This window comes from Rhizobium sp. 18055, from assembly GCF_902706285.1.
Lineage (GTDB): Bacteria > Pseudomonadota > Alphaproteobacteria > Rhizobiales > Rhizobiaceae > Rhizobium.
On record NZ_CACSKD010000005.1, the window covers coordinates 186,079 to 211,859 of the forward strand.

General features: G+C 62.0%; 23 protein-coding genes. 21 read left to right on the forward strand and 2 right to left on the reverse strand.

Annotated features, from left to right (window positions below):
* Nucleotides 1-181: 181 nt before the first annotated feature.
* On the reverse strand, nucleotides 182-2,467 hold the full coding sequence (locus GVL52_RS11530) for an NADP-dependent malic enzyme (RefSeq protein WP_160007071.1): 2,286 nt from the start codon (nucleotides 2,465-2,467) through the stop codon (nucleotides 182-184).
* A gap of 112 nt (nucleotides 2,468-2,579) precedes the next feature.
* Between GVL52_RS11530 and mutS the strand changes: the two genes are divergently transcribed.
* The 4 genes from mutS (at nucleotide 2,580) to murJ (ending at nucleotide 10,233) form a co-directional block, all read left to right on the forward strand.
* Complete coding sequence (mutS, locus tag GVL52_RS11535) at nucleotides 2,580-5,312, forward strand: DNA mismatch repair protein MutS (protein ID WP_160007072.1); 2,733 nt, start codon at nucleotides 2,580-2,582, stop codon at nucleotides 5,310-5,312.
* A gap of 3 nt (nucleotides 5,313-5,315) precedes the next feature.
* On the forward strand, nucleotides 5,316-5,591 hold the full coding sequence (locus GVL52_RS11540; protein WP_160007073.1) for a hypothetical protein: 276 nt from the start codon (nucleotides 5,316-5,318) through the stop codon (nucleotides 5,589-5,591).
* Nucleotides 5,592-5,701: 110 nt separating this feature from the next.
* Nucleotides 5,702-8,599, forward strand: coding sequence for a [protein-PII] uridylyltransferase (locus tag GVL52_RS11545; protein ID WP_160007074.1), 2,898 nt, complete (start codon nucleotides 5,702-5,704; stop codon nucleotides 8,597-8,599).
* Between the two features lie 47 nt (nucleotides 8,600-8,646).
* Nucleotides 8,647-10,233 (forward strand): murein biosynthesis integral membrane protein MurJ, encoded by a 1,587-nt coding sequence (murJ, locus tag GVL52_RS11550; RefSeq protein ID WP_160007075.1) that lies wholly within the window; start codon nucleotides 8,647-8,649, stop codon nucleotides 10,231-10,233.
* Nucleotides 10,234-10,278: 45 nt separating this feature from the next.
* Here murJ and GVL52_RS11555 read toward each other — a convergent pair whose 3' ends face one another.
* A complete protein-coding gene (locus GVL52_RS11555) occupies nucleotides 10,279-10,707 on the reverse strand; it encodes a DUF882 domain-containing protein (protein ID WP_160007077.1) in 429 nt (142 codons plus the stop codon).
* Nucleotides 10,708-11,316: 609 nt separating this feature from the next.
* Here GVL52_RS11555 and trpS point away from each other — a divergent pair.
* From trpS to GVL52_RS11640, 17 genes are all read left to right on the forward strand, one after another.
* Nucleotides 11,317-12,381 carry a tryptophan--tRNA ligase gene (trpS, locus tag GVL52_RS11560; protein WP_160007078.1) on the forward strand — a complete coding sequence of 355 codons (1,065 nt, stop codon included), beginning with the start codon at nucleotides 11,317-11,319 and terminating at the stop codon, nucleotides 12,379-12,381.
* 109 nt (nucleotides 12,382-12,490) lie between these two features.
* Nucleotides 12,491-12,916, forward strand: coding sequence for a cupin domain-containing protein (locus GVL52_RS11565; RefSeq protein ID WP_160007080.1), 426 nt, complete (start codon nucleotides 12,491-12,493; stop codon nucleotides 12,914-12,916).
* A 93-nt stretch (nucleotides 12,917-13,009) separates the two neighbouring features.
* Nucleotides 13,010-13,501 (forward strand): universal stress protein, encoded by a 492-nt coding sequence (locus tag GVL52_RS11570; RefSeq protein ID WP_160007082.1) that lies wholly within the window; start codon nucleotides 13,010-13,012, stop codon nucleotides 13,499-13,501.
* Between the two features lie 123 nt (nucleotides 13,502-13,624).
* Entirely contained in the window at nucleotides 13,625-14,191 is a 567-nt protein-coding gene (locus GVL52_RS11575; protein WP_148183623.1) for a NifU family protein, read from the forward strand.
* Between the two features lie 94 nt (nucleotides 14,192-14,285).
* Nucleotides 14,286-14,945 (forward strand): tRNA (adenosine(37)-N6)-threonylcarbamoyltransferase complex dimerization subunit type 1 TsaB, encoded by a 660-nt coding sequence (tsaB, locus tag GVL52_RS11580; protein ID WP_160007084.1) that lies wholly within the window; start codon nucleotides 14,286-14,288, stop codon nucleotides 14,943-14,945.
* A gap of 2 nt (nucleotides 14,946-14,947) precedes the next feature.
* Nucleotides 14,948-15,442, forward strand: a complete 495-nt coding sequence (locus GVL52_RS11585; RefSeq protein ID WP_160007086.1) for a GNAT family N-acetyltransferase — start codon at nucleotides 14,948-14,950, stop codon at nucleotides 15,440-15,442.
* Nucleotides 15,443-15,478: 36 nt separating this feature from the next.
* Nucleotides 15,479-15,907, forward strand: a complete 429-nt coding sequence (locus tag GVL52_RS11590; protein WP_160007088.1) for a Fur family transcriptional regulator — start codon at nucleotides 15,479-15,481, stop codon at nucleotides 15,905-15,907.
* 30 nt (nucleotides 15,908-15,937) lie between these two features.
* Nucleotides 15,938-16,738 (forward strand): 1-acyl-sn-glycerol-3-phosphate acyltransferase, encoded by an 801-nt coding sequence (locus GVL52_RS11595; protein ID WP_160007420.1) that lies wholly within the window; start codon nucleotides 15,938-15,940, stop codon nucleotides 16,736-16,738.
* A 71-nt stretch (nucleotides 16,739-16,809) separates the two neighbouring features.
* The gene (locus tag GVL52_RS11600) at nucleotides 16,810-17,091 is read left to right on the forward strand and encodes a BrnA antitoxin family protein (RefSeq protein WP_160007090.1); all 282 of its coding nucleotides are present in this window, start codon (nucleotides 16,810-16,812) and stop codon (nucleotides 17,089-17,091) included.
* Nucleotides 17,092-17,133: 42 nt separating this feature from the next.
* Nucleotides 17,134-18,543, forward strand: coding sequence for a tRNA (N6-isopentenyl adenosine(37)-C2)-methylthiotransferase MiaB (gene miaB / locus GVL52_RS11605; protein ID WP_160007092.1), 1,410 nt, complete (start codon nucleotides 17,134-17,136; stop codon nucleotides 18,541-18,543).
* An 18-nt stretch (nucleotides 18,544-18,561) separates the two neighbouring features.
* Entirely contained in the window at nucleotides 18,562-19,614 is a 1,053-nt protein-coding gene (locus GVL52_RS11610) for a PhoH family protein (RefSeq protein ID WP_160007094.1), read from the forward strand.
* Entirely contained in the window at nucleotides 19,614-20,129 is a 516-nt protein-coding gene (ybeY, locus tag GVL52_RS11615) for an rRNA maturation RNase YbeY (protein WP_160007096.1), read from the forward strand. Before GVL52_RS11610 ends, ybeY begins: the two co-directional genes overlap by 1 nt.
* Entirely contained in the window at nucleotides 20,126-21,277 is a 1,152-nt protein-coding gene (locus tag GVL52_RS11620; protein WP_160007098.1) for a hemolysin family protein, read from the forward strand. The genes ybeY and GVL52_RS11620 overlap by 4 nt, the downstream gene beginning before the upstream one ends.
* A gap of 77 nt (nucleotides 21,278-21,354) precedes the next feature.
* Nucleotides 21,355-22,956 carry an apolipoprotein N-acyltransferase gene (gene lnt, locus GVL52_RS11625; protein WP_160007100.1) on the forward strand — a complete coding sequence of 534 codons (1,602 nt, stop codon included), beginning with the start codon at nucleotides 21,355-21,357 and terminating at the stop codon, nucleotides 22,954-22,956.
* A gap of 151 nt (nucleotides 22,957-23,107) precedes the next feature.
* Nucleotides 23,108-23,527, forward strand: a complete 420-nt coding sequence (locus tag GVL52_RS11630; RefSeq protein WP_160007102.1) for a helix-turn-helix domain-containing protein — start codon at nucleotides 23,108-23,110, stop codon at nucleotides 23,525-23,527.
* Between the two features lie 181 nt (nucleotides 23,528-23,708).
* Complete coding sequence (metK, locus tag GVL52_RS11635; RefSeq protein WP_160007104.1) at nucleotides 23,709-24,950, forward strand: methionine adenosyltransferase; 1,242 nt, start codon at nucleotides 23,709-23,711, stop codon at nucleotides 24,948-24,950.
* Nucleotides 24,951-25,062: 112 nt separating this feature from the next.
* Nucleotides 25,063-25,764 carry a tRNA (guanosine(46)-N(7))-methyltransferase TrmB gene (locus GVL52_RS11640; RefSeq protein WP_160007106.1) on the forward strand — a complete coding sequence of 234 codons (702 nt, stop codon included), beginning with the start codon at nucleotides 25,063-25,065 and terminating at the stop codon, nucleotides 25,762-25,764.
* Nucleotides 25,765-25,781: the final 17 nt, after the last annotated feature.

The window sequence follows — 25,781 nt, forward strand, 5'->3', positions numbered from 1 at the left end:
CACCTTCTCCCCGAGGGGAGAAGGGACGGGCCTTGGAGAATTGAGCATAGAAGTAGCGCGCGAAGCCTCGCCACGTAGCCCTTCTCCCGAGGGAGAAGGGACGGGCAGGTCAGGCGCAGCTCGTTGAGCCGGGGATGAGGGGCTGCACGGTAAAACGTAAGCCCCTCCCAAACGTTTCCGGCTACGACCCAGCCGTATAGGCAGCAATCGCCGCCATGTTGACGATGTCGCTGTCCTTGGCGCCCATCGAGGTGATCTGCACCGCCTTGTCGACACCGACGAGGATCGGGCCGATGACCGTCGAGCCGCCGAGTTCCTGCAGCATCTTGGTGGAGATCGAAGCCGAGTGGAATGCCGGCATGACCAGCACGTTGGCAGGACCCGACAGGCGGCAGAACGGGTACTGCTCCATCACCTTGCGGTTCAGCGCCACATCCGCTGCCATTTCGCCGTCATACTCGAAATCGACATGGCGCTTGTCGAGGAGCTTGACCGCCTCGCGGACGCGCTCGGAGCGTTCGCCCGAGGGATGACCGAAGGTGGAATAGGCGAGCATGGCGACGCGCGGGTTATAGCCCATGCGGCGCGCGAAACCGGCAGCCTCGACGGCGATATCGGCCAGTTCCTCGGCCGACGGCATATCGTGGACGGCGGTGTCGGCGACGAAGACGGTGCGGCCGCGGCAGAGCGCGATCGAGACGCCGATGACGCGGTGGCCGGGCTTTTCGTCGATGCAACGCCTGACGTCTTCAAGCGCCGTCGAGTAGTTGCGGGTGATGCCGGTGACCATGCCGTCGGCATCGCCGAGCGCCACCATGCAGGCGGCGAAGTGGTTACGATCGTTGTGGATCAGGCGCTGGGCATCGCGGTGGAGATAGCCTTTGCGCTGCAGCCGGGCATAGAGATAGTCGATATATACCTCGACGCGGGTAGAGATGCGGGCATTGACGATCTCCAGCCCCGGGCGGTTGAGATCGATACCGGCGCGTTCAGCCGTCGCCTTGATCAGGTCCTCGCGGCCGAGCAGGATGGCGGTGCCAAGCTGCTGGTTGGCGTAGGAGAGAGCCGCGCGCATCACCTGCTCTTCCTCGGCTTCGGCAAACACCACCCGCTTCGGGCGGCGGCGGACGCGCTCGTAGAGGCTCGCCAGCGTCGAGGCGATCGGATCGCGACGGGCCGACAGCTCGCGGGCGTAACCGGCCATGTCTGATATGACCTTGCGGGCGACGCCGCTATCGATCGCCGCCTGGGCAACGGCCACCGGGATGGCCGAGATCAACCGAGGATCGAAGGGGACGGGGATGATGTATTGCGCGCCGAAGCGCGGGCGGTTGCCCTGGTAGGCGGCGGCGACATCATCCGGCACATCCTCGCGCGCCAGGCTGGCCAAGGCTTTGACGGCAGCGATTTTCATGTCGTCGTTGATGGTGGTGGCGCGGACATCGAGCGCGCCGCGGAAGATATAGGGGAAGCCGAGAACGTTGTTGACCTGGTTCGGATAGTCCGAACGGCCGGTCGCCATGATCGCGTCGTCGCGGATGCGGGCGACTTCCTCGGGCGTGATCTCGGGATCGGGATTGGCCATGGCGAAGATGATCGGCCGGTCGGCCATCGAGGAGATCATCGTTTCCGAGAAGGCGCCCTTCTGCGACAGGCCGAAGACGACGTCGGCGCCCTTCATCGCTTCCTCAAGCGTGCGCGCCTTGGTCTTGGCGGCGTGGGCCGATTTCCACTGGTTCATGCCCTCGGTGCGGCCCTGGTAGATGACGCCCTTGGTGTCGCAGAGGATGATATTCTCGGGTGCAAAGCCCATCGCCTTGATCAGCTCGACGCAGGCAATCGCCGCGGCACCGGCACCGTTGCAGACCAGCTTGGTCGTCTTGAGGTCGCGGCCGGTCAGTTCCAGCGCGTTGATCAGGCCGGCGGCGGCGATGATCGCGGTGCCGTGCTGGTCGTCGTGGAAGACCGGGATATCCATCAGTTCGCGCAGGCGCTGCTCGATGATGAAACAGTCCGGCGCCTTGATGTCCTCGAGATTGATGCCGCCGAAGGAGGGACCGAGAAAGCGGACGCAGTTGATAAACTCATCGACATTTTCCGTATCGACCTCAAGGTCGATGCTGTCGACATCGGCGAAACGCTTGAAAAGGACGGACTTGCCCTCCATCACCGGCTTGGAGGCCAGTGCGCCGAGATTGCCAAGGCCGAGAATGGCGGTCCCATTGGTGATGACGGCGACCATGTTGCCGCGCGTGGTGTAATCATAGGCACTGTCGGGATTGGCGGCGATCGCCAGGACCGGGACGGCGACACCCGGCGAGTAGGCGAGCGACAGGTCGCGCTGCGTTGCCATCGGCTTGGTGGGGGTGATCTCCAGCTTTCCGGGCCGGCCCATCGCGTGAAATTCCAGGGCCTCCTGATCGGTGACGGATGTGACCGGGCGCGGCTTGTTCTCGGTATCGGGCATTTTTCCTCCAACGTCCTGTGGGTGACGCCTTGCTCTTCCTCAATGGCGGTTGTCATGTATAGCGGCGGGCGGATAGGGTTGGCACCTATTTTTTGGGATGAACCTGACCTCCGTGAACGATCGCATGACCTCCAGACACGACGCCTTTACGGCTGCCGAGCTCGCAACGGAGGAAAGCCGCGCCTCGGCGACCCCGATGATGGAGCAATTCATCGAGATCAAGGCCAACAATCCGGACTCGCTGCTGTTCTATCGGATGGGCGATTTCTACGAGCTTTTCTTCGGCGATGCGCTCGATGCCTCGCGGGCGCTCGGGATCACGCTGACCAAGCGCGGCCAGCACATGGGCCAGGACATTCCGATGTGCGGCGTGCCTGTGCATGCGGCCGACGACTATCTGCAGAAGCTGATCGGGCTGGGGTTCCGCGTTGCAGTGTGCGAGCAGATCGAGGACCCCGCGGAAGCCAAGAAGCGCGGCGGCAAGTCGGTGGTGAAGCGCGACGTCGTGCGGTTGGTCACACCGGGCACGATCACCGAGGAAAAGCTGCTTTCGCCATCGGAATCGAATTACCTGATGGCGTTGACCCGCATTCGCGGCGCTTCCGAGCCATTGCTGGCGCTTGCCTGGATCGACATCTCCACCGGCGTGTTCCGGGTGGCGGAGACCGAGGCCCTGCGGCTGCTTGCCGATATTCTCCGCATCGATCCGCGCGAGCTGATCCTGCCCGACACGATGTTCCACGATCCCGAGCTGAAGCCGGTGTTCGATGTGCTCGGGCGCGTTGCCGTGCCGCAGCCATCCGTGCTGTTCGACAGCGCCACGGCCGAGGGCCGGATTGCGCGCTATTTCGGCGTCTCGACGCTCGACGGTTTCGGGACGTTTTCACGCGCCGAGCTTGCGGCAGCGGCTGCCGCGGTTGCCTATGTCGAAAAGACACAGATCGCCGAGCGGCCGCCACTCGGCAAGCCGGAGCGCGAAAGCGCGGCCTCGACGCTGTTCATCGATCCGGCGACGCGGGCCAATCTCGAGCTCGCCCGGACGCTATCCGGCGATCGCAACGGCTCGCTGCTCAAAGCCATCGACCGCACCGTTACCGGTGGCGGGGCACGACTGCTGGCCGAGCGGCTGATGTCGCCCTTGACGGATCCGCTGCGGATCAACGAGCGGCTGGATTCGATCGGCTTCCTGATCGAGGAGCCTTCTCTGTCTGGCGACCTGCGCGATCATCTGAAACATGTGCCCGACATGCCGCGCGCCTTGTCGCGTCTGGCGCTCGACCGTGGCGGTCCCCGCGATCTGGCGGCGATCCGGCAGGGATTGATCACGGCCACAGACGTGGCGCAGTTGCTGGAGACGGCGCTGCTGCCCGAGGAACTGGGCGAGGCTCTCGCCGGCCTGCGCGCCCTGCCCGCAAACGTCGCGGCGCTGCTGTCGGAGACGCTGGGCGACGAATTGCCATTGCTGAAGCGCGACGGCGGCTTCCTGCGCGATGGCGCCAATGCTGAGCTGGATGAGGTCCGGGCGCTGCGTGACCAGTCGCGGCGGGTGATTGCCGGGCTGCAGCTGCAATATGCCGACGAGACCGGCATCAAGTCGCTGAAGATCAAGCACAACAATGTGCTCGGCTATTTCATCGAGGTCAGCGCCGGCAATGCCGGGCCGATGACCGATACGCCGGAAGCCAAGGCGCGCTTCATCCATCGCCAGACGATGGCGAACGCCATGCGCTTCACCACCACCGAGCTTGCCGATCTCGAAAGCAGGATCGCCAATGCCGCCGATCAGGCGCTGACCATCGAGCTTGCCGCCTTCAACCATATGACCTCTGCCGTGGTTGCCGAGGCCGAGGCGATCAAGGCGGGTGCGCGGGCGCTTGCCATCATCGACGTCGCCGCCGGTCTGGCGCTGCTGGCCGACGAGCAGGCCTATTGCCGGCCGCAGGTCGATGGCTCGATGATGTTTGCGATCGAGGGCGGGCGCCATCCTGTCGTCGAGCAGGCGTTGCGGCGGCAATCGTCCGGGCCATTCGTCGCCAACAATTGCGATCTGTCTCCCGAGGGCGATGGCAAGGATGGAGCGATCTGGCTGCTGACCGGCCCGAACATGGGTGGTAAATCGACTTTCCTCCGGCAGAACGCGCTGATCGCGATCCTGGCGCAGATGGGTTGCTTCGTGCCGGCGACCTCGGCGCATATCGGCATCGTCGACCGGCTGTTCTCGCGCGTCGGCGCTTCCGACGATCTGGCGCGCGGGCGCTCGACCTTCATGGTCGAGATGGTCGAGACGGCAGCGATCCTCAACCAGGCGACCGAGCGCTCGCTGGTCATTCTCGACGAGATCGGCCGTGGCACCGCAACGTTCGACGGACTTTCGATCGCCTGGGCGTCGGTCGAGCATCTGCACGAGGCAAACCGCTGCCGTGGCCTGTTTGCCACCCACTTCCACGAATTGACAGTGCTGTCGGAAAAGCTGGCACGGCTTTCCAATGCGACGATGCGGGTGAAGGAATGGGACGGCGAGGTGATCTTCCTGCACGAGGTCGGTCCGGGTGCGGCCGATCGTTCCTATGGTATCCAGGTGGCGCGGCTGGCTGGTCTTCCGGCATCGGTCGTGGCGCGGGCGCGTGACGTGCTGACCCGGCTGGAGGATGCCGACCGGAAGAATCCGGCGAGCCAGCTTATCGACGACCTGCCGCTGTTCCAGGTGGCGGTGCGCCGCGACGATTCAGCACGCGGGCCGTCCAAGGTCGATGAGGCGCTGAAGAACCTGAGCCTCGACGACATGACGCCGCGCGAGGCGCTGGACGCGCTGTACGATCTCAAGAAGAAGCTGAAGCAGGGGTAAGCGATGTTCATGGACCGGCTTCTTCGCGAAACGCAGCTGCTCGCCAATATCTTCACGGCGATCGAAGCGCTGCGTCTGGCCGACGAGCACGGCAATCCGCGTGGCTGGGCCTCGCCGTTCGGGCTGCTGCAGATTACCCGCTGCTGCTCCAGGATTTCCGATCTGACGGCATCGATCGCCAAGGCCGGCTACCGCGAGTGCGACAAGGAGATGCTGGAGGAGATCGCCAGCGAGACACGCAAGGTTCTCTACTCGGTCAACGCCCAGGTCGCCGCCTGAGGGGGCGGCCTTTTCGCCTAGCGCAAGGACGCGATCACCTTTTCGCCAAAATTAAAGGTTCTTGGATTATGAAAGCCCGTGTCAAACACGGGTCAAAGAGGCTATAGCGCATGCAGACGAAACGAGAGGCGCACCAGGTGGTCGCGCCGCGCGAACAGGAAGCCGCCCCGCGCATGGCGCCAACATACGACATCGATTTCTCCGACATTCTCGATACCGACTATTTGCGCAACCAGTGCGAGGCCGTGGTCGAAGCCAACAAGAACCGGCCGGACGCGATGCGCGCCGATCTGCTTGTGATCTTCAAGAAGGCCAGCGCCGATGGGCGCGACAAGGCGCGCGAACTGCTTTCGGTCGATGGCAGCGGCCTGAAATGCGCCCGCCGGATCTCCTGGCTGCAGGACCAGATCATCACCGTTCTCTATGAATTCGCGACGGATCACGTATTTCCGAAGCAGAAGGACAAATTCTCGGTGACCGCCGTCGGCGGCTACGGCCGCGACACGCTGGCGCCGGGCTCCGATATCGACCTCTTGTTCCTGTTCCAGCCGAAGCCGGCGGAAGAGACGCACAAGGCTGTCGAGTTCGTTCTCTACATGCTCTGGGACATGGGCTTCAAGGTTGGCCATGCCACCCGCACGGTGGAAGAGTGCATCGCGCTGTCGAAGTCCGACATGACGATCCGCACGGCGATCCTGGAGATGCGCTACATCTGCGGGCTACAGTCTCTGGAGACGGAACTCGAATCCCGTTTCGACAAGGAAATCGTCACCGGCACCGGCCCCGAATTTATTGCCGCCAAGCTTGCCGAGCGCGACGAGCGCCACCGCAAGGCCGGCGACACGCGCTATCTGGTCGAGCCGAACGTGAAAGAGGGCAAGGGCGGTCTGCGCGACCTGCACACGCTGTTCTGGATCTCCAAATATTACTACCACGTGCGCGATACAGCCGAACTGGTGGCGCTCGGCGTGCTCTCCAAGCACGAGTACCGGCTGTTCGAAAAGGCCGACGATTTTCTCTGGGCGGTGCGCTGCCACATGCACTTCTTCACCAACAAGGCTGAAGAGCGCCTGTCCTTCGATATCCAGCGCGAGATTGCCGCAGCACTCGGCTATAACGCACGCCCCGGCCTTTCGGCGGTCGAGCGCTTCATGAAGCATTATTTCCTGGTGGCGAAGGACGTGGGCGACCTGACCCGCATTCTCTGCGCGGCACTGGAAGACCAGCAGGCAAAATCGACGCCCGGCCTGTCGGGCGTCTTCAGCCGCTTCACCCATCGCAGCCGCAAGATCGCCGGCAGCACCGATTTCATGGAGGATCGCGGTCGCATCGCGCTCGCCACCCCGGATGTGTTCAAGCGCGATCCGGTCAATATCATCCGGCTGTTCCATGTCGCCGATATCAATGGACTGGAGTTCCATCCGGATGCGCTGAAGCGCGTCACCCGGTCTCTGAGCCTGATCGACAACACGGTCCGCGAGAGCGAGGAGGCCAACCGGCTGTTCCTGTCGATCCTGACCTCGAAGCGCGATCCGGCGCTGATCCTGCGGCGGATGAACGAGGCCGGCGTGCTCGGTCGCTTCATTCCCGAGTTCGGCAAGATCGTCGCGATGATGCAATTCAACATGTATCACCACTACACCGTCGATGAGCATCTGCTGCGCAGCGTCGATGTGCTCGCCGAGGTGGACAAGGGCAAGGCCGACGACCTGCATCCGCTGGCCAACAAGCTGATGCCCGGCATCGAGGATCGCGAGGCGCTCTACGTCGCGGTGCTGCTGCACGACGTTGCCAAGGGCCGGCAGGAAGACCATTCGATTGCCGGTGCACGCGTTGCCCGCAAGCTCTGCGCCCGCTTCGGCCTGTCGCAGAAGCAGACGGAAACCGTTGTCTGGCTGATCGAGGAACACCTGACCATGTCGATGGTGGCGCAGACCCGCGACCTCACCGACCGCAAGACGATCACCGACTTTGCCGACCGGGTACAATCGCTCGAACGGCTGAAGATGCTGCTGATCCTGACCGTCTGCGATATCCGCGCGGTCGGCCCCGGCGTGTGGAACGGCTGGAAGGGCCAGCTGCTGCGCACGCTCTACTACGAGACCGAGCTGCTTCTGGCCGGCGGCTTCTCCGAAGTGTCGCGCAAGGAACGGGCGGTGGTTGCCGCCGAGGCGCTGTTCAATGCGCTGGCCGACTGGACGCAGAAGGACCGCAAGACCTACAGCAAGCTGCACTACCAGCCCTATCTGCTTTCCGTGCCTCTGGAAGACCAGGTGCGCCATGCCGGCTTTATCCGCCAGGCCGACAAGGCCGGCCAGGCGCTGGCGACGATGGTGCGCACCGACAGCTTCCATGCGATCACCGAGATCACCGTGCTGTCGCCCGACCACCCGCGCCTGCTCGCCGTCATTGCCGGCGCCTGTGCAGCGGCCGGCGCCAACATCGTCGATGCGCAGATCTTCACGACATCCGACGGCCGCGCGCTCGACACCATCCATGTCAGCCGCGAATTCAAGGACGATGCCGACGAGCTGCGCCGCGCCGGCACGATCGGGCGGATGATCGAGGACGTGCTTTCCGGCCGCAAGCGGCTGCCTGAGGTGATCGCGACGCGCAGCAAAAACCGCAAGAAGAGCAAGGCCTTCGTCATCCCGCCGTCGGTGCAGATCTCCAACAGCCTGTCGAACAAGTTCACCGTGATCGAGGTCGAATGCCTCGACCGGACCGGTCTGCTGTCGGAAGTGACCGCCGTGTTGTCGGACCTGTCGCTCGATATTCAGTCGGCGCGGATCACCACCTTCGGCGAGAAGGTGATCGACACATTCTACGTCACCGATCTGGTCGGCCAGAAGATTTCCGGCGACAGCAAGCGCTCCAACATCGTCGCGCGGATGAAGGCAGTGATGGCCGAGGAGCAGGACGAGCTGCGCGAACGCATGCCATCCGGCATGATCGCGCCGGCGGCGACCGAGCTCAACGACGGCCCTACCAAAGAGACGGCGGATTGAGCCGCATGGCTCACTCCGCATGAACCACTTCGCATGAAAGCGACCGTATGAGCCTCGTCAAGAAATTCGCCACCGTCGGCGGCGCCACGCTCGGCAGCCGCCTGTTCGGCTTTGCCCGCGAAACGCTGATGGCGGCAGCACTCGGCACCGGGCCGATGGCCGACGTGTTCTATGCGGCATTCCGCTTTCCCAACCTGTTTCGCCGGCTGTTTGCCGAGGGCGCCTTCAACGCCGCCTTTGTGCCGCTGTTTTCCAAGGAGATCGAGGCGAACGGCATCGATGGCGCCAAGCGGTTCTCGGAAGAGGTGTTCGGCGTTCTGTTTTCGGTGCTGCTGCTGATCACCATCGTGATGGAACTCAGCATGCCGCTGCTGGTGCGCTTCGTCATCGCGCCGGGCTTTACCGACGATCCGGAAAAGTTCTCGATCACCGTGCGCATGGCGGCGGTGATGTTTCCCTATCTGATGTGCATGTCGCTGACGGCGATGATGAGCGGTATGTTGAACTCGCTGCATCATTTCTTCGCCGCAGCGATTGCCCCCGTCTTCCTCAACGTGGTGATGATCGGGGCTCTGTTTTATGCGCTCTACACCGGCGCCGAACCGCTGCAGACGGCCTGGTATCTCTCCTGGGGCGTGCTGGTTGCCGGCGTGCTGCAGCTGGCGGTCGTCTATTTCGGCGTGCTGCATGCCGGGATGAGCATCGGCATCCGCTTTCCGAAGATCACGCCTAATGTCAAGCGGCTGCTGATCCTCGCCATTCCGGCCGCGGTTACCGGTGGCATCACGCAGATCAACCAGATGATCGGCCAGGCGATTGCCTCCAGCAAGGAGGGCGCGATTGCCGCTCTGCAATATGCCGACCGCATCTATCAGCTGCCGCTCGGCGTCGTCGGTGTCGCCGTCGGTGTCGTGCTGCTGCCGGAGCTGTCGCGGGCATTGAAGGGTGGCAATCTGCGCGAGGCGGGAAACCTGCAGAACCGCTCGATCGAATTCGTGATGTTCCTGACGATCCCGGCGGCCTTTGCGCTGTGGATATTGTCGGACGAAATCATCCGCGTGCTCTACGAGCGCGGTGCCTTCCATCAGGAAAACACCGCGATCGTCGGCTCGATCCTCGCGATCTACGGGATCGGCCTACCGGCCTTCGTGCTGATCAAGGCGCTGCAGCCCGGCTTCTACGCCCGCGAGGACACCAAGACGCCGATGCGTTTTTCGGCCATCGCGGTTGCGATCAACTGCGCCACGGCGCTGACGCTGTTTCCGCGGCTCGGCGCGCCGGGTATCGCTGTTGCCGAAGCCACGGCCGGCTGGATCAGCACAGTGCTGCTGTTCGGGACGCTGCTGAAGCGCGGCCACCTTGCCTGGGAATGGGCGCTGGCGCGGCGCGCGGCGCTGTTGGTGGTCGCGGCTGCCGTCATGGGCGCGGTGATCATGTATCTGCAGCAGCGCTGGGAACCCTGGCTCGCCTCCAGCGCCTCGCTTGCCACCAAGGTCGGCACGCTGGGGATGCTGATCGGCATTTCCATGGTGGTCTATTTCGCGACCGCGTTCCTGATCGGCGGCGCCAATCTCGGCATGATCCGCCGCAACCTCAACCGCAAGCCGCCCGCAGTGACGAAGACAGAGGGCTGATCAGCCACGCTGTCTGACCAGGCATACCCTGGCGGCGGCCTGCCCTCAACAATGGGTCCAGCGGCGCTTCGGGCCGACATCGACATGGATGATGCCGTTGCAATAACGGCCGATGCCGCCGATGCCGGGCGCGTTGGCGGCAATGGCGATGACCGTTCGATCCGAAACACCGGGAACTCTGATATCGGCGGCAGCGCAATGGCGGTGCTGCGAATGCGAGCGGCCGGAATGGGCCCTGAGGCCTGACGTGACCAGCGGCCGGCGGCCGGTCTTGACCGCGATATAGGCGAGAATGCCCCTGAGCTTGGGTGGGAAGCAGCTGGCGCGGACACTGACGGTCTGCAGGCTGTAGGCCAGCGTTTCGTTTTTCTTCAGCGGCCCGATCGACAGTTTTCGGACATTCTGGGCACTGGCGCCACTCACGCAGGATAGGCTGAAAAGACCCGCCAACACGACGGAAAAGACAGTGTGCATGGTTTCGTCCCCCGATAGGGACGCCGGAAGGGCCCGGCGCCCATGTTTGCGGGCGGAAAAACTCTCCCCAAAAATGGCCATTTTAAGGAAATTCATACCTAGCATATCACATTACAACCTCAATTTACGTCGAATTGGTAGTTTCAATTTACCTAAAATGAGGTAGAAAATACTATTTTGTGAAATTCGAATTGGAATATTCACAGAAGAAATGTGGCGGGCGTTTTGTGCTGTCGGCTAGGAAATTGGGGTGCCGTGCGGTCCCCTCATTCCCGGTGCAACTTGTTGCCGCTGAACCCTGCGGGCCACCTTCTCCCCGTCGGGTAGACAATCTCCGGCAGGACAGATGATTGGCCACGCCATACGCCCTCTCTGTCCCTGCAAACTCTTCCGCCTCAGCCCGTCAGAACCCCTTGATCGCAAGCGCTTGCGCGTGCATAAGCCGCGGCGTTAGCAACATGGGCCGTTGGCCGCCGCGCGCAATCCCGACCGCAAAAGCGGCGTGTTGCAATCGGCATTGCGCGCAGATCTAAAAGTGTTACTGCGTCCTTCACGCATCGAAGAAGCGTGGCGCAGTAAAGGCCCTCCACAAGCCTAATCGAGGACATGATGAGCGAATTCAAGAAACTGGTTTTCTCCGGCGTTCAGCCGACCGGCAATCTCCATCTCGGCAATTATCTCGGCGCGATCCGCAAGTTCGTGGCGCTGCAGGACGGCAATGACTGCATCTATTGCGTCGTCGACATGCATGCGCTGACGGCGCAGCTGGTGCATGAGGACATGCCGAACCAGATCCGTTCGATCGCGGCCGCCTTCATCGCCGCCGGCATCGATCCGGAAAAGCATATCGTTTTCAACCAGTCGGCCGTGCCGCAGCACGCGGAACTCGCCTGGATCTTCAATTGCGTGGCGCGCATCGGCTGGATGAACCGGATGACGCAGTTCAAGGACAAGGCCGGCAAGGACCGCGAGCAGGCCTCGCTCGGTCTCTACGCCTATCCGAGCCTGATGGCCGCCGACATTCTGGTCTATCGCGGAACCCATGTTCCCGTCGGAGACGACCAGAAGCAGCATCTCGAGCTTGCCCGCGACATCGCAATGAAGTTCAACCTCGATTATGCCGAGCATATCCGCAAGGCGGGTTACGGGATCGACATCACCGTCGGCAACGAGCCGGTGCATGCCTATTTCCCGATGGTCGAGCCGCTGATCGATGGTCCGGCACCGCGCGTCATGTCGCTGCGCGACGGCACCAAGAAGATGTCGAAGTCGGATCCGTCCGATCTGTCGCGCATCAACCTGATGGACGACGAGGAAACCATCTCCAAGAAAATCCGCAAGGCGAAGACCGATCCTGATGGTTTGCCAAGCGATATCGAAGGCCTGAAAGGCCGGCCGGAAGCGGACAACCTCGTCGGCATCTATGCGGCACTGGCCGACAAGAGCCGCGCCGAGGTGCTTGCCGAATTCGGCGGGCAGCAGTTCTCGGTGTTCAAGCCGGCGCTGATCGATCTGGCCGTCAACGTTCTGTCACCGATCACGTCGGAGATGCGTCGCCTGATGGCCGATACCAGCCATATCGATGCGATCCTGCGCAATGGCGGCGAGCGCGCCCGGGCGCGCGCCGAAGTGACGATGAAGGAAGTCCGCGACATCGTCGGCTTCCTCTACTAGCAGATCAGCAAACCAGAGATCCGGGCGACCAGTTCGCCCGGTTTCGGCGGCCGGTCTTGTCGAACCAAAGACGACAGCGTACTCTCCTTCCAGCTGTGAGGAGGCTAAGATGCGCGACCGCAACCTCATTCAGATCGGCATGATGGAGGTCCGCTTCCTGATCGATGAAGATCAGAGTTCGGAAAGCCTGGTGATGTTCGAATTCGTGGTGCCCTACCAGTCGCGGGTGCCGGCAGCGCATTTCCACAGCGATGTCGATGAGGTGATCTACGGTCTCTCCGGCACGATGACGACCACGGTCGACGGCGAGCGATGCGAGGTTCGGCCCGGCGATACGATATTCATCCCGCGCGGCGTGGTTCACACCCACGAAAACCTGCACCATGAAACCGCCCGCGCGCTGATCACCATGACGCCCGGCCTGATCGGCCGGCGGTTCTTCGAGGAAATCGCCTCGGCGATCAACGTGGTCGGCAAGCCCGATATCGAGCACGTCAAGGAAATCATGCTGCTCTACGGGCTGGTACCGGCCTGATCCCACCTCTGCCAGACGCGTGACGGCCGCCGACCGGTTTGCGGCAAAACGGGGACTTGCAAATTTTCCGGATCGCGTGTCAGAGTCCGCTCCATGGTATCAACACGACTCTCACGGCTCGAAGGTCACCGCCGCAAGTTCATGGCCGTGATCGATGACACGCCCGAATGCCAGCGCGCCGTCCATTATGCCGGCCGGCGTGCGAAAAATTCCAATGGCGGCCTCGTGCTCGTCTACATCATCCCCGACGGCGATTTCCAGCAGTGGCTGGGCGTCGAGGAGATCATGCGGGCCGAAGCGCGCGAAGAGGCAGAAGCCATCGTGGCAAAATCGGCGCAGCTGGTGCGCGAGATGATCGGCATCGAGCCGGAGATGGTCATTCGCGAGGGCAGTGCCGCCGAGCAGATCAATGCCGTCATCGAGGAGGATCGCGACATCGCCATCCTGGTGCTGGCCGCAAGTTCCGCCAAGGAGGGACCGGGGCCGCTGGTCTCGTCGGTCGCCGGTCGCGGGGCCGCCTTCCCGATCCCGGTCACGGTGTTGCCGGATACACTGAGCGACGAGGAACTGGATGCGTTGGCATAAAGCGCTTTCTTGAGTATCAGTCTCTTGAATAGAAGCGCCAAACGGCTTATTTTCACTTTTGAAGAATTCTAAAGACGACATCTAGAGACGGCGTGGGCGCTCGCCTGCCGCACGGAGACAAAAATGTTCATCCAGACCGAAGCCACGCCGAACCCATCCACGCAGAAGTTCCTGCCGGGCAAGATCGTCATGGAAAACGGCACGGCCGAATTCCGCAATCGCGACGAGGCAAACGCTTCGCCGCTGGCAGCACGGCTGTTTGAAATTCCAGGCGTCACCGGCGTCTATTTCGGCTACGACTTCATCAGCGTATCCAAGGAAGACCAGGAGTGGCAGCACCTGAAGCCCGCCATTCTCGGCTCGATCATGGAGCATTTCATGTCGGGCAAGCCCGTCATGGGCGCTGCCTCGGTGCTTGGCGAAGCGACGGATGCCGATGGCGAGTTCTTCGACGAAGGCGACGAGACGATCGTCCTGACCATTAAGGAACTGCTGGAGACGCGCGTGCGCCCGGCGGTTGCCCAGGATGGCGGCGACATCACCTTCCGCGGTTTCAAGGACGGCACCGTCTACCTCAACATGAAAGGCTCGTGCGCAGGTTGCCCGTCTTCGACGGCAACGCTGAAGCACGGCGTCCAGAATTTGCTGCGCCATTTCGTGCCCGAGGTCCAGGAAGTCGAAGCCGTCTGACGCCCTGAACCGACATTCGCGATAACGCAGCGTTTGCAAGCGTGGCGTGGCGATGTATGGACAGTCAGGAACGTTTTATTCGGATATTGATGCCATGATCATACTGGCGCTCGACACCGCAGGTGTGGATTGCGCTGCCGCTCTCTTTGACAGCGGCAGAAATACGGTGCTGGGGGAGGCATCGGACATGATCGGCAAGGGGCATGCTGAACATCTGATGGGGATCATCGATCGCGCGCTGGACCAGGCGGGCGTGACCTTGTCCGCCGTCGAGCGCATTGCCGTCACCGTCGGTCCCGGCTCCTTCACAGGCATTCGCGTCGGCGTGGCTGCGGCCCGCGGCTTTGCCCTTTCGCTCGGTGTTCCCGCCGTCGGCATTTCGACGCTTGCGGTGATGGCTGCGGCCGAACAGCTCCGCGCGCCCGGATATCCGGTGCTGGCCGCGATGGATGCCAAGCGCAACGAAATCTACCTGCAGGCCTTCGATGCCGATGGCGCGCCGCGCGATGAAGCCCGCGCCGTCACCGTCGAAGAGGCGCAGGCTTTTGCCGCAACGTTTGACGGCGCGATCACCGGTTCTGCGACGCCGTTGCTGCGACCGGACACGACCGGCGATCATGCCAACCATTTCCCGATTTCCATCGCGGCGCGCCTTGGCGCTGCCGCCGATCCCTCTTCCGGAAAGCCGAAGCCACTTTATCTGCGCGGACCCGACGCCAAGCCGCAGGCCGGGTTTGCGATTGCGCGAGTATGACCATGCTGGAATCCTATCTGACGCTGAAGGCCGAGTTCGAAATCATCCCGATGGATGCCGATGACTGCCGCGCGGTCTCCATCCTGCATGGAGAACGCTTTGCCCGCCCCTGGGGCGATGGAGAGTTCTACAGCCTGTTGACACAGAGCAACGTCTTCGGCTTCGTGGCACGCCAGACCAACGCGTTTCTGAAGAAGCCGCTGCCCGGCTTCGTGCTGGCGCGCGAGGTTGCCGGCGAGGCGGAAATCCTGACGGTCGCGGTGCAGGCGAAAGTCGAACGATCCGGTCTCGGCTGGCGGCTGATGCAGGCAGCGATGCGCGAGGCCAAGCAGCGCGGCGGCGAAAGCATCTTCCTCGAGGTCGATGCGGGCAACGTCTCGGCACTCGGTCTCTACCGCAAGCTCGGCTTCGACCAGGTCGGAGAACGGCGTGGATACTACAAGGATGTGAGCGGTGCCGTTTCCACGGCGCTTGTCATGAAGCGCGTTCTTCGCTAGTTCCGTTTTGACACGTTGACTATCGGAAGGCGCCTCATGACAGAAGTGGCCAAAACCCTTGAGGATCTCTGCACCGAGCGCGGCATGCGAATGACCGAGCAGCGCCGCGTCATTGCGCGCATTCTCGAAGAATCCGAAGACCACCCTGATGTCGAGGAACTCTATCGCCGTTCGGTGAAGGTCGATGCCAAGATCTCGATCTCCACGGTCTATCGCACGGTCAAGCTGTTCGAGGACGCCGGCATCATCGCCCGCCACGATTTCCGCGACGGCCGCTCGCGCTACGAGACCGTGCCGGAAGAGCATCACGACCACCTGATCGACCTGAAGACCGGCATCGTCATCGAGTTCCGCTCGCCCGAGATCGAGGCGCTGCAGGAGCGGATTGCCCGCGAGCACGGCTTTACGCTGGTCGATCACCGGCTCGAACTCTACGGCATACCGCTGAAGAAGGACGATCACTGAGGTCATGAACGCAGCCGCGGAGTGCTCGATTTGATCGCATGGCTGCGCGTTGCCTTCGCCGGCATCGCCATTCTCATTGTCAGCCTGTTGCTCATGCCGTGGCAACTGCTCGCGCTGCGCTTTGACTGGAAGCTGCGGCGCTGGCTGCCGCGCATCTGGCACCGGATCATCTGCTACTGCCTCGGTATCCGGGTGCGGGTCCATGGGCAGATGGAAACCCACCGGCCGCTGATGCTTTGCGCCAACCATTCCTCGTGGATGGACATCATGGTGCTGTCATCGATCGCCGACGTCGCCTTCATCGCCAAGAACGAGGTGCGCGACTGGCCGATCTTCGGGACGCTCGCCAAACTGCAGAAGAGCGTGTTCGTGGTGCGCGAGGAAAAGCGCAATACCGGCAACCAGGTGAACGAGATCGCCGCCCGCATGGCCGATGGCGAGATCGTCGTTTTGTTTCCCGAGGGTACGACATCCGACGGCAACCGGCTGCTGGAGGTGAAATCCTCGCTGTTCGGGGCTGCCGCGATGGCGGTTCCGGCGTCGCCGACGGGCACCGTCATCGTGCAGCCGGTGGCCGTTGCCTATACCGGCGTGCACGGCCTGCCGATGGGTCGCTATCACCGGCCACTGGCCTCCTGGCCCGGCGATGTCGAGATGCTGCCGCACCTGAAGGACATGCTGCGCTGCGGCGCCTTCGAGGTGGACGTCTATTTCGGAGAGGCGGTCACCTATGGCGCCGAGACCAACCGCAAGCAGGTCAGCGCGACGATTGCCAAGCGCATCCGCACCCTGCTGGCCGATGGGCTGCGCGGGCGGAATCCCGCCAGCTAGGTTGCATTGCCGAAGTCTACGCTATTCAGTAGGTTTGAGGCACTGACCAACCGCAAAGCGCTCGTGGGACCATGACAAACTCCAAAGCCAGTAAGGGCACGGATTGGGCACGGATTGACGCACTCTCGGATGACGAGATCGAGCGGATTGCCGAAACCGACGCCGACAACCCGGCCAGCAAGGCAGCCGACTGGGCGGATGCGACGGTTGGTCTTCCGCCGCTGAAAGCACCCGTGAACGCCAAGTTCGATGCCGATGTCGTGGCGTGGTTCAAATCTCAGGGGCGCGGCTACCAGACCCGGATGAACGCCGTTCTCAGGATGTACATGGAACGCCACAAGAAGACGGGATAAGAATCCCTTTTCTCCTTGAGCAAAAACCACTAAATAGCCGGCATGACCCAGGACACCGCCCTCCTTCCCGCCCCGGAGACCAATCTCCGTGATGGCAGCAACAGCCGCAAGGTTTTCATCAAGACCTACGGCTGTCAGATGAACGTCTATGATTCCACGCGGATGAGCGATGCTCTTGCCCGCGACGGCTATGAGCCGACGGAGGACATGGAAGAAGCCGATCTGGTTCTGCTCAACACCTGTCATATCCGCGAGAAGGCGGCCGAGAAGGTTTACTCGGCGCTCGGGCGGTTGCGCGACATGAAGACGGAGCGCCAGAAGCAGGGCCGCGAGTTCATGATCGGCGTTGCCGGTTGCGTGGCGCAGGCCGAGGGCGAGGAAATTCTGCGCCGGGCGCCTTCCGTCGATGTCGTCATCGGGCCGCAGACCTATCACCGGCTGCCGGAGGCGCTGCGGAAGGCGAAGGAAGGCCAGCGGATCGTCGATACGGAATATGCGCTGGAAGACAAGTTCGAGCATCTGCCGATTGCCGACAAGGCGAAGATCCGGGCGCGCGGCGTCACTGCATTCCTGACGGTGCAGGAAGGTTGTGACAAGTTCTGCACCTTCTGCGTGGTGCCGTATACGCGCGGCTCGGAAGTGTCGCGCTCGGTCAAGCAGATCGTCGAAGAGGCCGAGAAGCTGGTCGATGGCGGCGTGCGCGAGATCACGCTGCTCGGCCAGAACGTCAATGCCTGGCATGGTGTCGGCGCCAATGGCGAGGAGTGGACGCTGGGCGACCTGCTCTACCGGCTGGCCGAAATCCCCGGTCTGGCGCGTCTTCGCTATACCACCAGCCATCCGCGCGACATGGATGACCGGCTGATCGAGGCGCACCGTGATTTGCGCGCGCTGATGCCTTATCTGCACCTACCGGTGCAGGCGGGCTCCGACCGGATCCTGAAGGCGATGAACCGAAGGCATACGGCGGCTGAATATCTGACGCTGGTCGAGCGCATCCGCGCGGCGCGGCCCGATATCGCGCTGTCCGGCGATTTCATCGTCGGTTTTCCGGGGGAGACAGATCAGGATTTTGAGGATACACTGTGTCTAGTGGAGAAAGTCCGCTACGCGCAGGCCTTCTCCTTCAAATACTCGACACGCCCGGGTACGCCCGGTGCGGACTTGAAGGACCAGGTGCCCGAAGAGATCAAGGCAAAACGGCTTGAACGCCTGCAGGCGCTTCTTTTGAAGCAGCAGCAGGAATTTGCCGAATCCTGTGTCGGAAAAACCATCGAACTGTTGCTTGAAAAGCCCGGTCGCATGTCTCAACAACTTATCGGCCGTTCTCCCTGGCTTCAGTCGGTGAATGTTGATGCAAAAGAATCGCAAATCGGTGACATTATTAAAGTGCGAATCACAGGAACCGGAACCAACAGCCTGTTTGCCGAGATTGCAGGGGCTGAGGTTTAACCCAAGGAGCTCGACCGCTTGAACGGACAAGAATTGGTTTCTTCTTCACCGCGCCACCCACGCATCGCGAGCGACGCCAATCACTTTATTCTGACGTTCGAAAACAATCGGTTCGCCAGCGAACTGTTTGGTCAATTCGACCAGAACCTCAAGCTGCTCGAGGAACGCCTGAATATCGACGCGCGAGCGCGGGGCAACTCCGTTGTGATCTCCGGCGACATCGTCACCACCAATCAGGCGCGACGCACGCTCGATTATCTCTATGAGAAACTGCAGAAAGGCGGCAGCGTGGAACGATCCGACGTCGAAGGCGCAATCCGTATGGCCGTTGCTGCCGACGATCAGCTAAGCCTGCCGACGATGGAGAAAAAGGCCAAGCTGACCATGGCCCAGGTCTCCACCCGCAAGAAGACCATCATTGCCCGCACGCCGACCCAGGATGCCTATCTCAGGGCGCTGGAGCGCGCCGAGCTGGTGTTCGGCTGCGGTCCGGCCGGTACCGGCAAGACCTATCTTGCCGTCGCCCACGCCACCCAGCTTCTGGAACGCGGCGTCGTCGAGAAGATCATCCTGTCCCGCCCGGCCGTCGAAGCCGGCGAGCGCCTGGGCTTCCTGCCCGGCGACATGAAGGAAAAGGTCGATCCGTATCTGCGCCCGCTCTATGACGCGCTCTACGACATGATGCCGGCCGACAAGGTCGATCGTGCCATCACCGCCGGCGTCATCGAAATCGCGCCGCTTGCCTTCATGCGTGGACGGACGCTCGCCAACGCGGCCGTCATCCTCGACGAGGCGCAGAACACCACATCGATGCAGATGAAGATGTTCCTGACCCGCCTCGGCGAAAATTCACGGATGATCGTCACCGGCGACCCGAGCCAGATCGACTTGCCGCGCGGCATCAAATCCGGCCTCGTGGAGGCCCTGCAGCTGCTGAACGACGTCGAGGGCATCTCGATCATCCGCTTCAAGGACGTCGATATCGTGCGCCATCCGCTCGTCGGCCGGATCGTCCGGGCCTACGATGCGACCTATGCAGTTGATACAGGCGAGGCGATCCGACAGGACTGATGGCCGAGCTCGATATACAGATCAGCATCGAGGAGGGCGAATGGCCCTCCGAGGAAGCCTTGCATTCACTGGCGGAACGCGTGCTCGAAACGGCCGCCGCCTATCTGCGCGAAATCGAGAAGCAGCCATTTCCGAAGATGGCGCCCGAAATCTCGTTTGTCTTCACCGACGATGCCTCCATCCAGGACATCAATGCGGAATGGCGCGGCAAGGACAAGCCGACCAACGTGCTGTCGTTCCCCGCTTTCCCGGTTCAGCCGGGCAAGGTGCCGGGGCCGATGCTGGGCGACATCATCATCGCGCGCGAAACCGTCGGGCGCGAAGCCGTCGAGCTGGAAAAGAGCTTCGACGACCACCTGACCCACCTAATGGTGCACGGCTTCTTGCATCTCTTCGGCTACGATCATAATAATGATACCGAAGCCGAGATAATGGAGGGGCTGGAGACTCGCATTCTGGCGAAACTCGGCCTATCTGACCCATACGAGGGTCAAGACCTTAAAATGGAACCATGAGCGACTTTACAACGAGACCGGCCACCGAGGCCAAGGACACCGCCGATCAATCATCCTCCGACGAGGGTGGCAGTAGTAGCAGGCAGTCCGGACGATCCCTATCCTTCTGGTCGCGGGCTGCCCGCATATTGAGACCGCAGCAGGGTTCGCGCATTCGCGAAGACCTTGCAGACGCGCTGCTCACCGATGCAGCCGATGGTGATGCCTTCTCGCCCGATGAAAAGGCGATGCTCAACAACATCCTGCGCTTCCGCGAAGTGCGCGTTGCAGACGTGATGGTGCCACGGGCCGATATCGAGGCGGTGGACCAGACGATCACCATCGGCGAACTGATGATCCTGTTCGAGGAATCCGGCCGTTCGCGCATGCCCGTCTATGCCGAGACGCTGGATGATCCGCGCGGCATGGTGCATATCCGCGATCTGCTCTCCTACGTCGCCAAGCAGGCGCGCAACAAGCGTCGCGCCGCCACCAAGGCTGGCAAGGGTGCTGCGCCGATCGTCGAGGTCTCTTCGGAAAACCTGCAGAAGGCGCCGCGCTCGGCCAAGCCGAATTTCGATCTGGCCCGGGTCGATCTGCAGAAGACGCTGGCCGAAGCCGGCATCATCCGCAAGATCCTGTTCGTGCCACCGTCGATGCTGGCCTCCGATCTGCTGCGCCGGATGCAGGTCAATCGCACGCAGATGGCGCTCGTCATCGACGAGTATGGCGGCACCGACGGGCTGGCCTCGCATGAGGACATCGTCGAAATGGTCGTCGGCGATATCGACGACGAGCATGATGACGAAGAAGTGATGTTCAAGCGCGTGTCGGAAGACATGTTCGTGGCCGACGCCCGCGTCGAACTCGAGGACATTGCAGAGGCAATCGGCCCGGATTTCGACATCACCGAGCAGGTCGATGAAGTCGATACGCTGGGCGGGCTGATCTTCTCCGAACTCGGGCGCATTCCGGTTCGAGGCGAGGTGGTGCAGGCGCTGCCCGGCTTCGAGTTTCATATCCTCGATGCGGACCCCAGGCGGATCAAGCGCGTGCGCATTACCCGCAAGCGACAGGCGATCCGCCGGCGCGTCAAGGCGGATGGTGATGGCGCGCATGGGTCCGACCAGGGCGACGAGCGGCAGACCGAGACGCCCCGGACAAACTGAACTCGGCAAACCACGACAAGTGGCGGCTTTTTTGAAACACTGCGACCTCAGTTGATTCGCGGATTGGTGGGGTGTGCATGGAGCGACTTGCGGACAGGGTCATCCTCGTCTGGGGTTACAAACGGGTGTTTCTGGCAATCCTTGCCGGGGCCCTTGGTGTCCTCGCCCTTCCGCCGTTCGGCTTTTTTGCCGCGATGTTCGTTTCCTTCACGCTTTTGGTGTGGCTGATCGATGGGGCGGCGGCGGGCCCCAACAGCAGCCTCCTAGGGCGGCTATGGCCGTCCTTCGTCACCGGCTGGCTGTTCGGCTTCGGCTACTTCGTCGCCGGCCTCTGGTGGCTCGGGCATGCGCTGATGGTCGATGCCGAGGAGTTTGCCTGGGCATTGCCGCTGGCGATCTTCGGGCTGCCTGCGGTTCTGGCGATCTTTTATGGCCTCGCCACGGCACTGGCCCGCATCTTCTGGTCCGACGGCGTCGGGCGGATTGCAGCGCTGGCGGCAAGTTTCGGCCTGCTGGAATGGGCGCGCAGCGTGCTGTTCACCGGCTTTCCCTGGAATGCCATCGGCTACGGGATGACACCGGTGCCGCTGATGATGCAGTCGGCGCATGTCATCGGTATCATGGGAATTACCGCGCTCTCGGTGTTCATCTTTGCGGCCCCTGCCCTGCTGGGCACCAAACAGGGCGCAAAGATCGGCGTTCCCGTGGCCTTGCTGCTGTTTGCGGCGCATCTTGGTTACGGCGCCTATGTGCTCCATGGCACCCCCAAGCCGCCCGTCTCGACCCAGAAAAGCCCTGTCATTCGACTGGTGCAGCCGATGATCGACCAGAGCGCCAAGATCGACAGCGATGCCGACCGTGCGGCAATCTTCGAGAAGCATCTGAAGCTTTCCGCCGAAGCGCCCAGGGACGGCGGCAGGAAGCCCGACATCATCGTCTGGCCGGAAACGGCGATCCCTTTCATCCTCACCGACAACCAGGATGCGCTGACGCGGATCGCCGATACGCTTGACGACAACCAGGTGCTGATTGCCGGGGCCGTGCGCGCCGAGGACATGGGTCCGGGCAATCCACCGCGCTATTACAACTCGATCTATGTCATCGACGGCCGCGGCCAGATCATTGCCGCGTCGGACAAGGTGCATCTCGTCCCGTTCGGCGAATACATGCCGTTCGAGAGCGTTCTCAACGAATTCGGCATCCAGAATATCGTCGAGATGCCGGGCGGGTTTTCGGCGGCCGCGACGCGGCAGCTGCTGACGCTGCCAGGCGGGCTGAAACTCTACCCGCTGGTCTGCTACGAGATCATCTTCCCCGGCGAGATGACCGGGGATATCGGCGGCGCATCCGCCATCCTCAACATCACCAATGATGCCTGGTTCGGAGCGACGCCCGGCCCCTACCAGCACTTCCAGCAGGCCCGCGTGCGAGCCGTGGAAACCGGCCTGCCGCTGATTCGCGACGGAAATAGCGGTATTTCCGCCCTGGTAAATCAGCATGGTGAAATAATTGCCGGGCTTGCCCTCAATGAAACCGGCTTTTTGGACGCAACCCTTGATAGTTTCGTGGCTCCAGGCCATCCGGCGGTCTCGCGCGAAACATACTTCTGGTTGATCGAAATACTTCTGTTTGCAATTGCAATGGCTTCGCGCTTAGGTTTTGTTTTCAAGCGGAATTGACCGAAAACCCCTAAAATTGCATAGTGGTTAGGATCGGCATTCTTAACGTATGTTTCAAGGTGAATGTATCGCACTTTGCAACGTTACGTTTTGGGGATGGGTTTGGGCGTGCCGGTTTGAACAAGGGTGAAATTATTGTTAGGGCAGCACGATGATTGAGAACAAGAAGAAACCGAACCCGATCGACATCCACGTCGGCAGTCGCATACGGCTTCGCCGAACGATGCTTGGAATGAGCCAGGAAAAGCTTGGCGAGAGCCTTGGCATTACTTTCCAGCAGATCCAGAAATACGAAAAAGGCACCAACCGAGTCGGCGCCAGCCGCCTTCAGAATATCTCCAGTATTTTGAACGTTCCGGTTTCCTTCTTCTTCGAGGACGCCCCCGGTGAGAATTCCGGCCTGTCCGGCGGCATGGCCGAGGCCTCCAGTTCCAACTACGTGGTCGATTTTCTGTCCTCGTCGGAAGGCCTGCAATTGAACAGGGCTTTCGTGAAGATCACCGACCCGAAAGTTCGCCGCAAGGTCGTCGAACTGGTGAAGGCACTGGCCGCCGAAGCCGACTCCGAATAAGCATCCCTCATAAGTTGGGTATCAACGAAACGGCCATAAAGGCCGTTTTTTTGCGTTTTTAGGGCATAATTTGTCATTCTGTCGCAGATATAAAGATATATTTATGTCCTTCTGCGCTTGTTTTTCGACATCGAACTGAGTACCACTACCGAGCTTTTTATTCTTTGAGGGGAATCCCGGAATGCGCGCCAATTATCTGTTCACCAGCGAGTCAGTTGCCGAAGGTCACCCGGACAAGGTGTGTGACCGGATCTCCGACGAGATCGTGGATCTGGTTTATCGCGAAGCCGCAAAGACCGGCATCAATCCCTGGGGCGTGCGCATTGCCTGCGAAACGCTGGCAACGACGAACCGCGTGGTCATCGCCGGCGAAGTTCGCCTGCCGCCAAGCCTGATGAAGAAGGACAAGGACGGCAAGGACGTCATCAATCCTTCGAAGTTCAAGACCGCCGCTCGCCGCGCCATCAAGGACATCGGCTACGAGCAGGACGGCTTCCACTGGAAGACGGCGAAGATCGACGTGCTGCTGCACTCGCAGTCGGCCGACATCGCGCAGGGCGTCGATAACGCCGCCGACCAGCAGGGCGACGAAGGTGCCGGCGACCAGGGCATCATGTTCGGTTACGCCTGCAAGGAGACGCCGGACCTGATGCCGGCGCCGATCTACTACTCGCACAAGATCCTGCAGCTGCTCGCCACCGCCCGCAAGACCGGTGAGGGCGACGTTGGCAAGCTCGGCCCTGACGCCAAGAGCCAGGTTACCGTTCGCTACGTCGACGGCAAGCCGGCCGAAGTCACCTCGATCGTTCTGTCGACACAGCATCTCGACGAGAGCTGGGATTCGGCGAAGGTTCGTGCCGTTGTCGAGCCCTACATCCGCGAAGCGCTGGGCGACCTTCCGATCGCTGCCGATTGCAACTGGTACATCAACCCGACCGGCAAGTTCGTCATCGGCGGTCCTGACGGCGACGCGGGCCTGACCGGTCGCAAGATCATCGTCGATACATACGGCGGAGCCGCCCCGCATGGCGGCGGCGCATTCTCCGGCAAGGACACGACCAAGGTCGACCGTTCGGCTGCCTACGCTGCCCGCTACCTCGCCAAGAACGTCGTTGCCGCTGGCCTTGCCGAGCGTTGCACGATCCAGATCGCCTACGCGATCGGCGTTGCCCAGCCGCTGTCGATCTATGTCGATCTGCACGGCACCGGCAACAAGGTCAGCGAAGACCAGGTCGAAGCGGCGATCCGCAAGACCATGGACCTGTCGCCGACAGGCATCCGCCGCCACCTCGACCTCAACAAGCCGATCTACGCCAAGACTTCGGCTTACGGCCATTTCGGCCGCAAGGCTGGCCGGGACGGCTCGTTCTCGTGGGAGCGCACAGATCTGGTGAAGGCGCTCAAGGAAGCCATCAAGGCTTAGACCGGTTCCGCGTTTCTTCGAGACGCGAAACCACTCTAATCTTTTTGTTTTACGCAATTCCGGACGGAAAACCGCTTCGGACCTTTCCTGGAATTGCTTTGAAGGCAGACCAATGACCGATATGGAACGTCGCGGCCGCGCGACCGAAGCTTTCTTCGGTCGCCGCAAGGGAAAAGCGCTTCGCGGACAACAGGCGGAGAAGCTGAGCACCCTGCTGCCGGCGTTCATCATCGATCTCTCAGCGGCTCCCCCGGAGCCGCTGAAGGACCTCTTTCCCGTCGAAACCACCCGCATGCGGCTGGAGATCGGCTTTGGCGGCGGCGAGCATCTGATCCACCGCGCGGTGGAGGAACCCTGCACCGGCTTCATCGGCGTCGAGCCCTTCGTCAATTCGATGCAGAAGCTGCTGGCCAGCGTCGACGACGCCGGCGCCCGGAACATCCGCGTCTTCAACGACGACGCGACGCAGCTGCTCGACTGGCTGCCGGATGCCTCCATCGACCAGATCGACCTGCTCTATCCCGATCCCTGGACCAAGCGGAAGCACTGGAAGCGCCGGTTCGTGTCGAAGACCAATCTCGATCGGTTCCATCGCGTGCTGAAGCCGGGCGGGCTGTTCTGCTTCGCCTCCGACATCGATACCTATGTGAACTGGACGCTGATGAAATGCCGCGATCACGGCGGCTTCGACTGGCTGGCATCGAATGCCACCGACTGGCTGACGCCCTATGAGGGCTGGCCGAGCACTCGCTACGAGGCGAAGGCCAGGCGCGAGGGCCGGTCATCGGCCTATCTGACGTTCAGGCGCGTCTGAGGCTGCCCCGCAGCTCC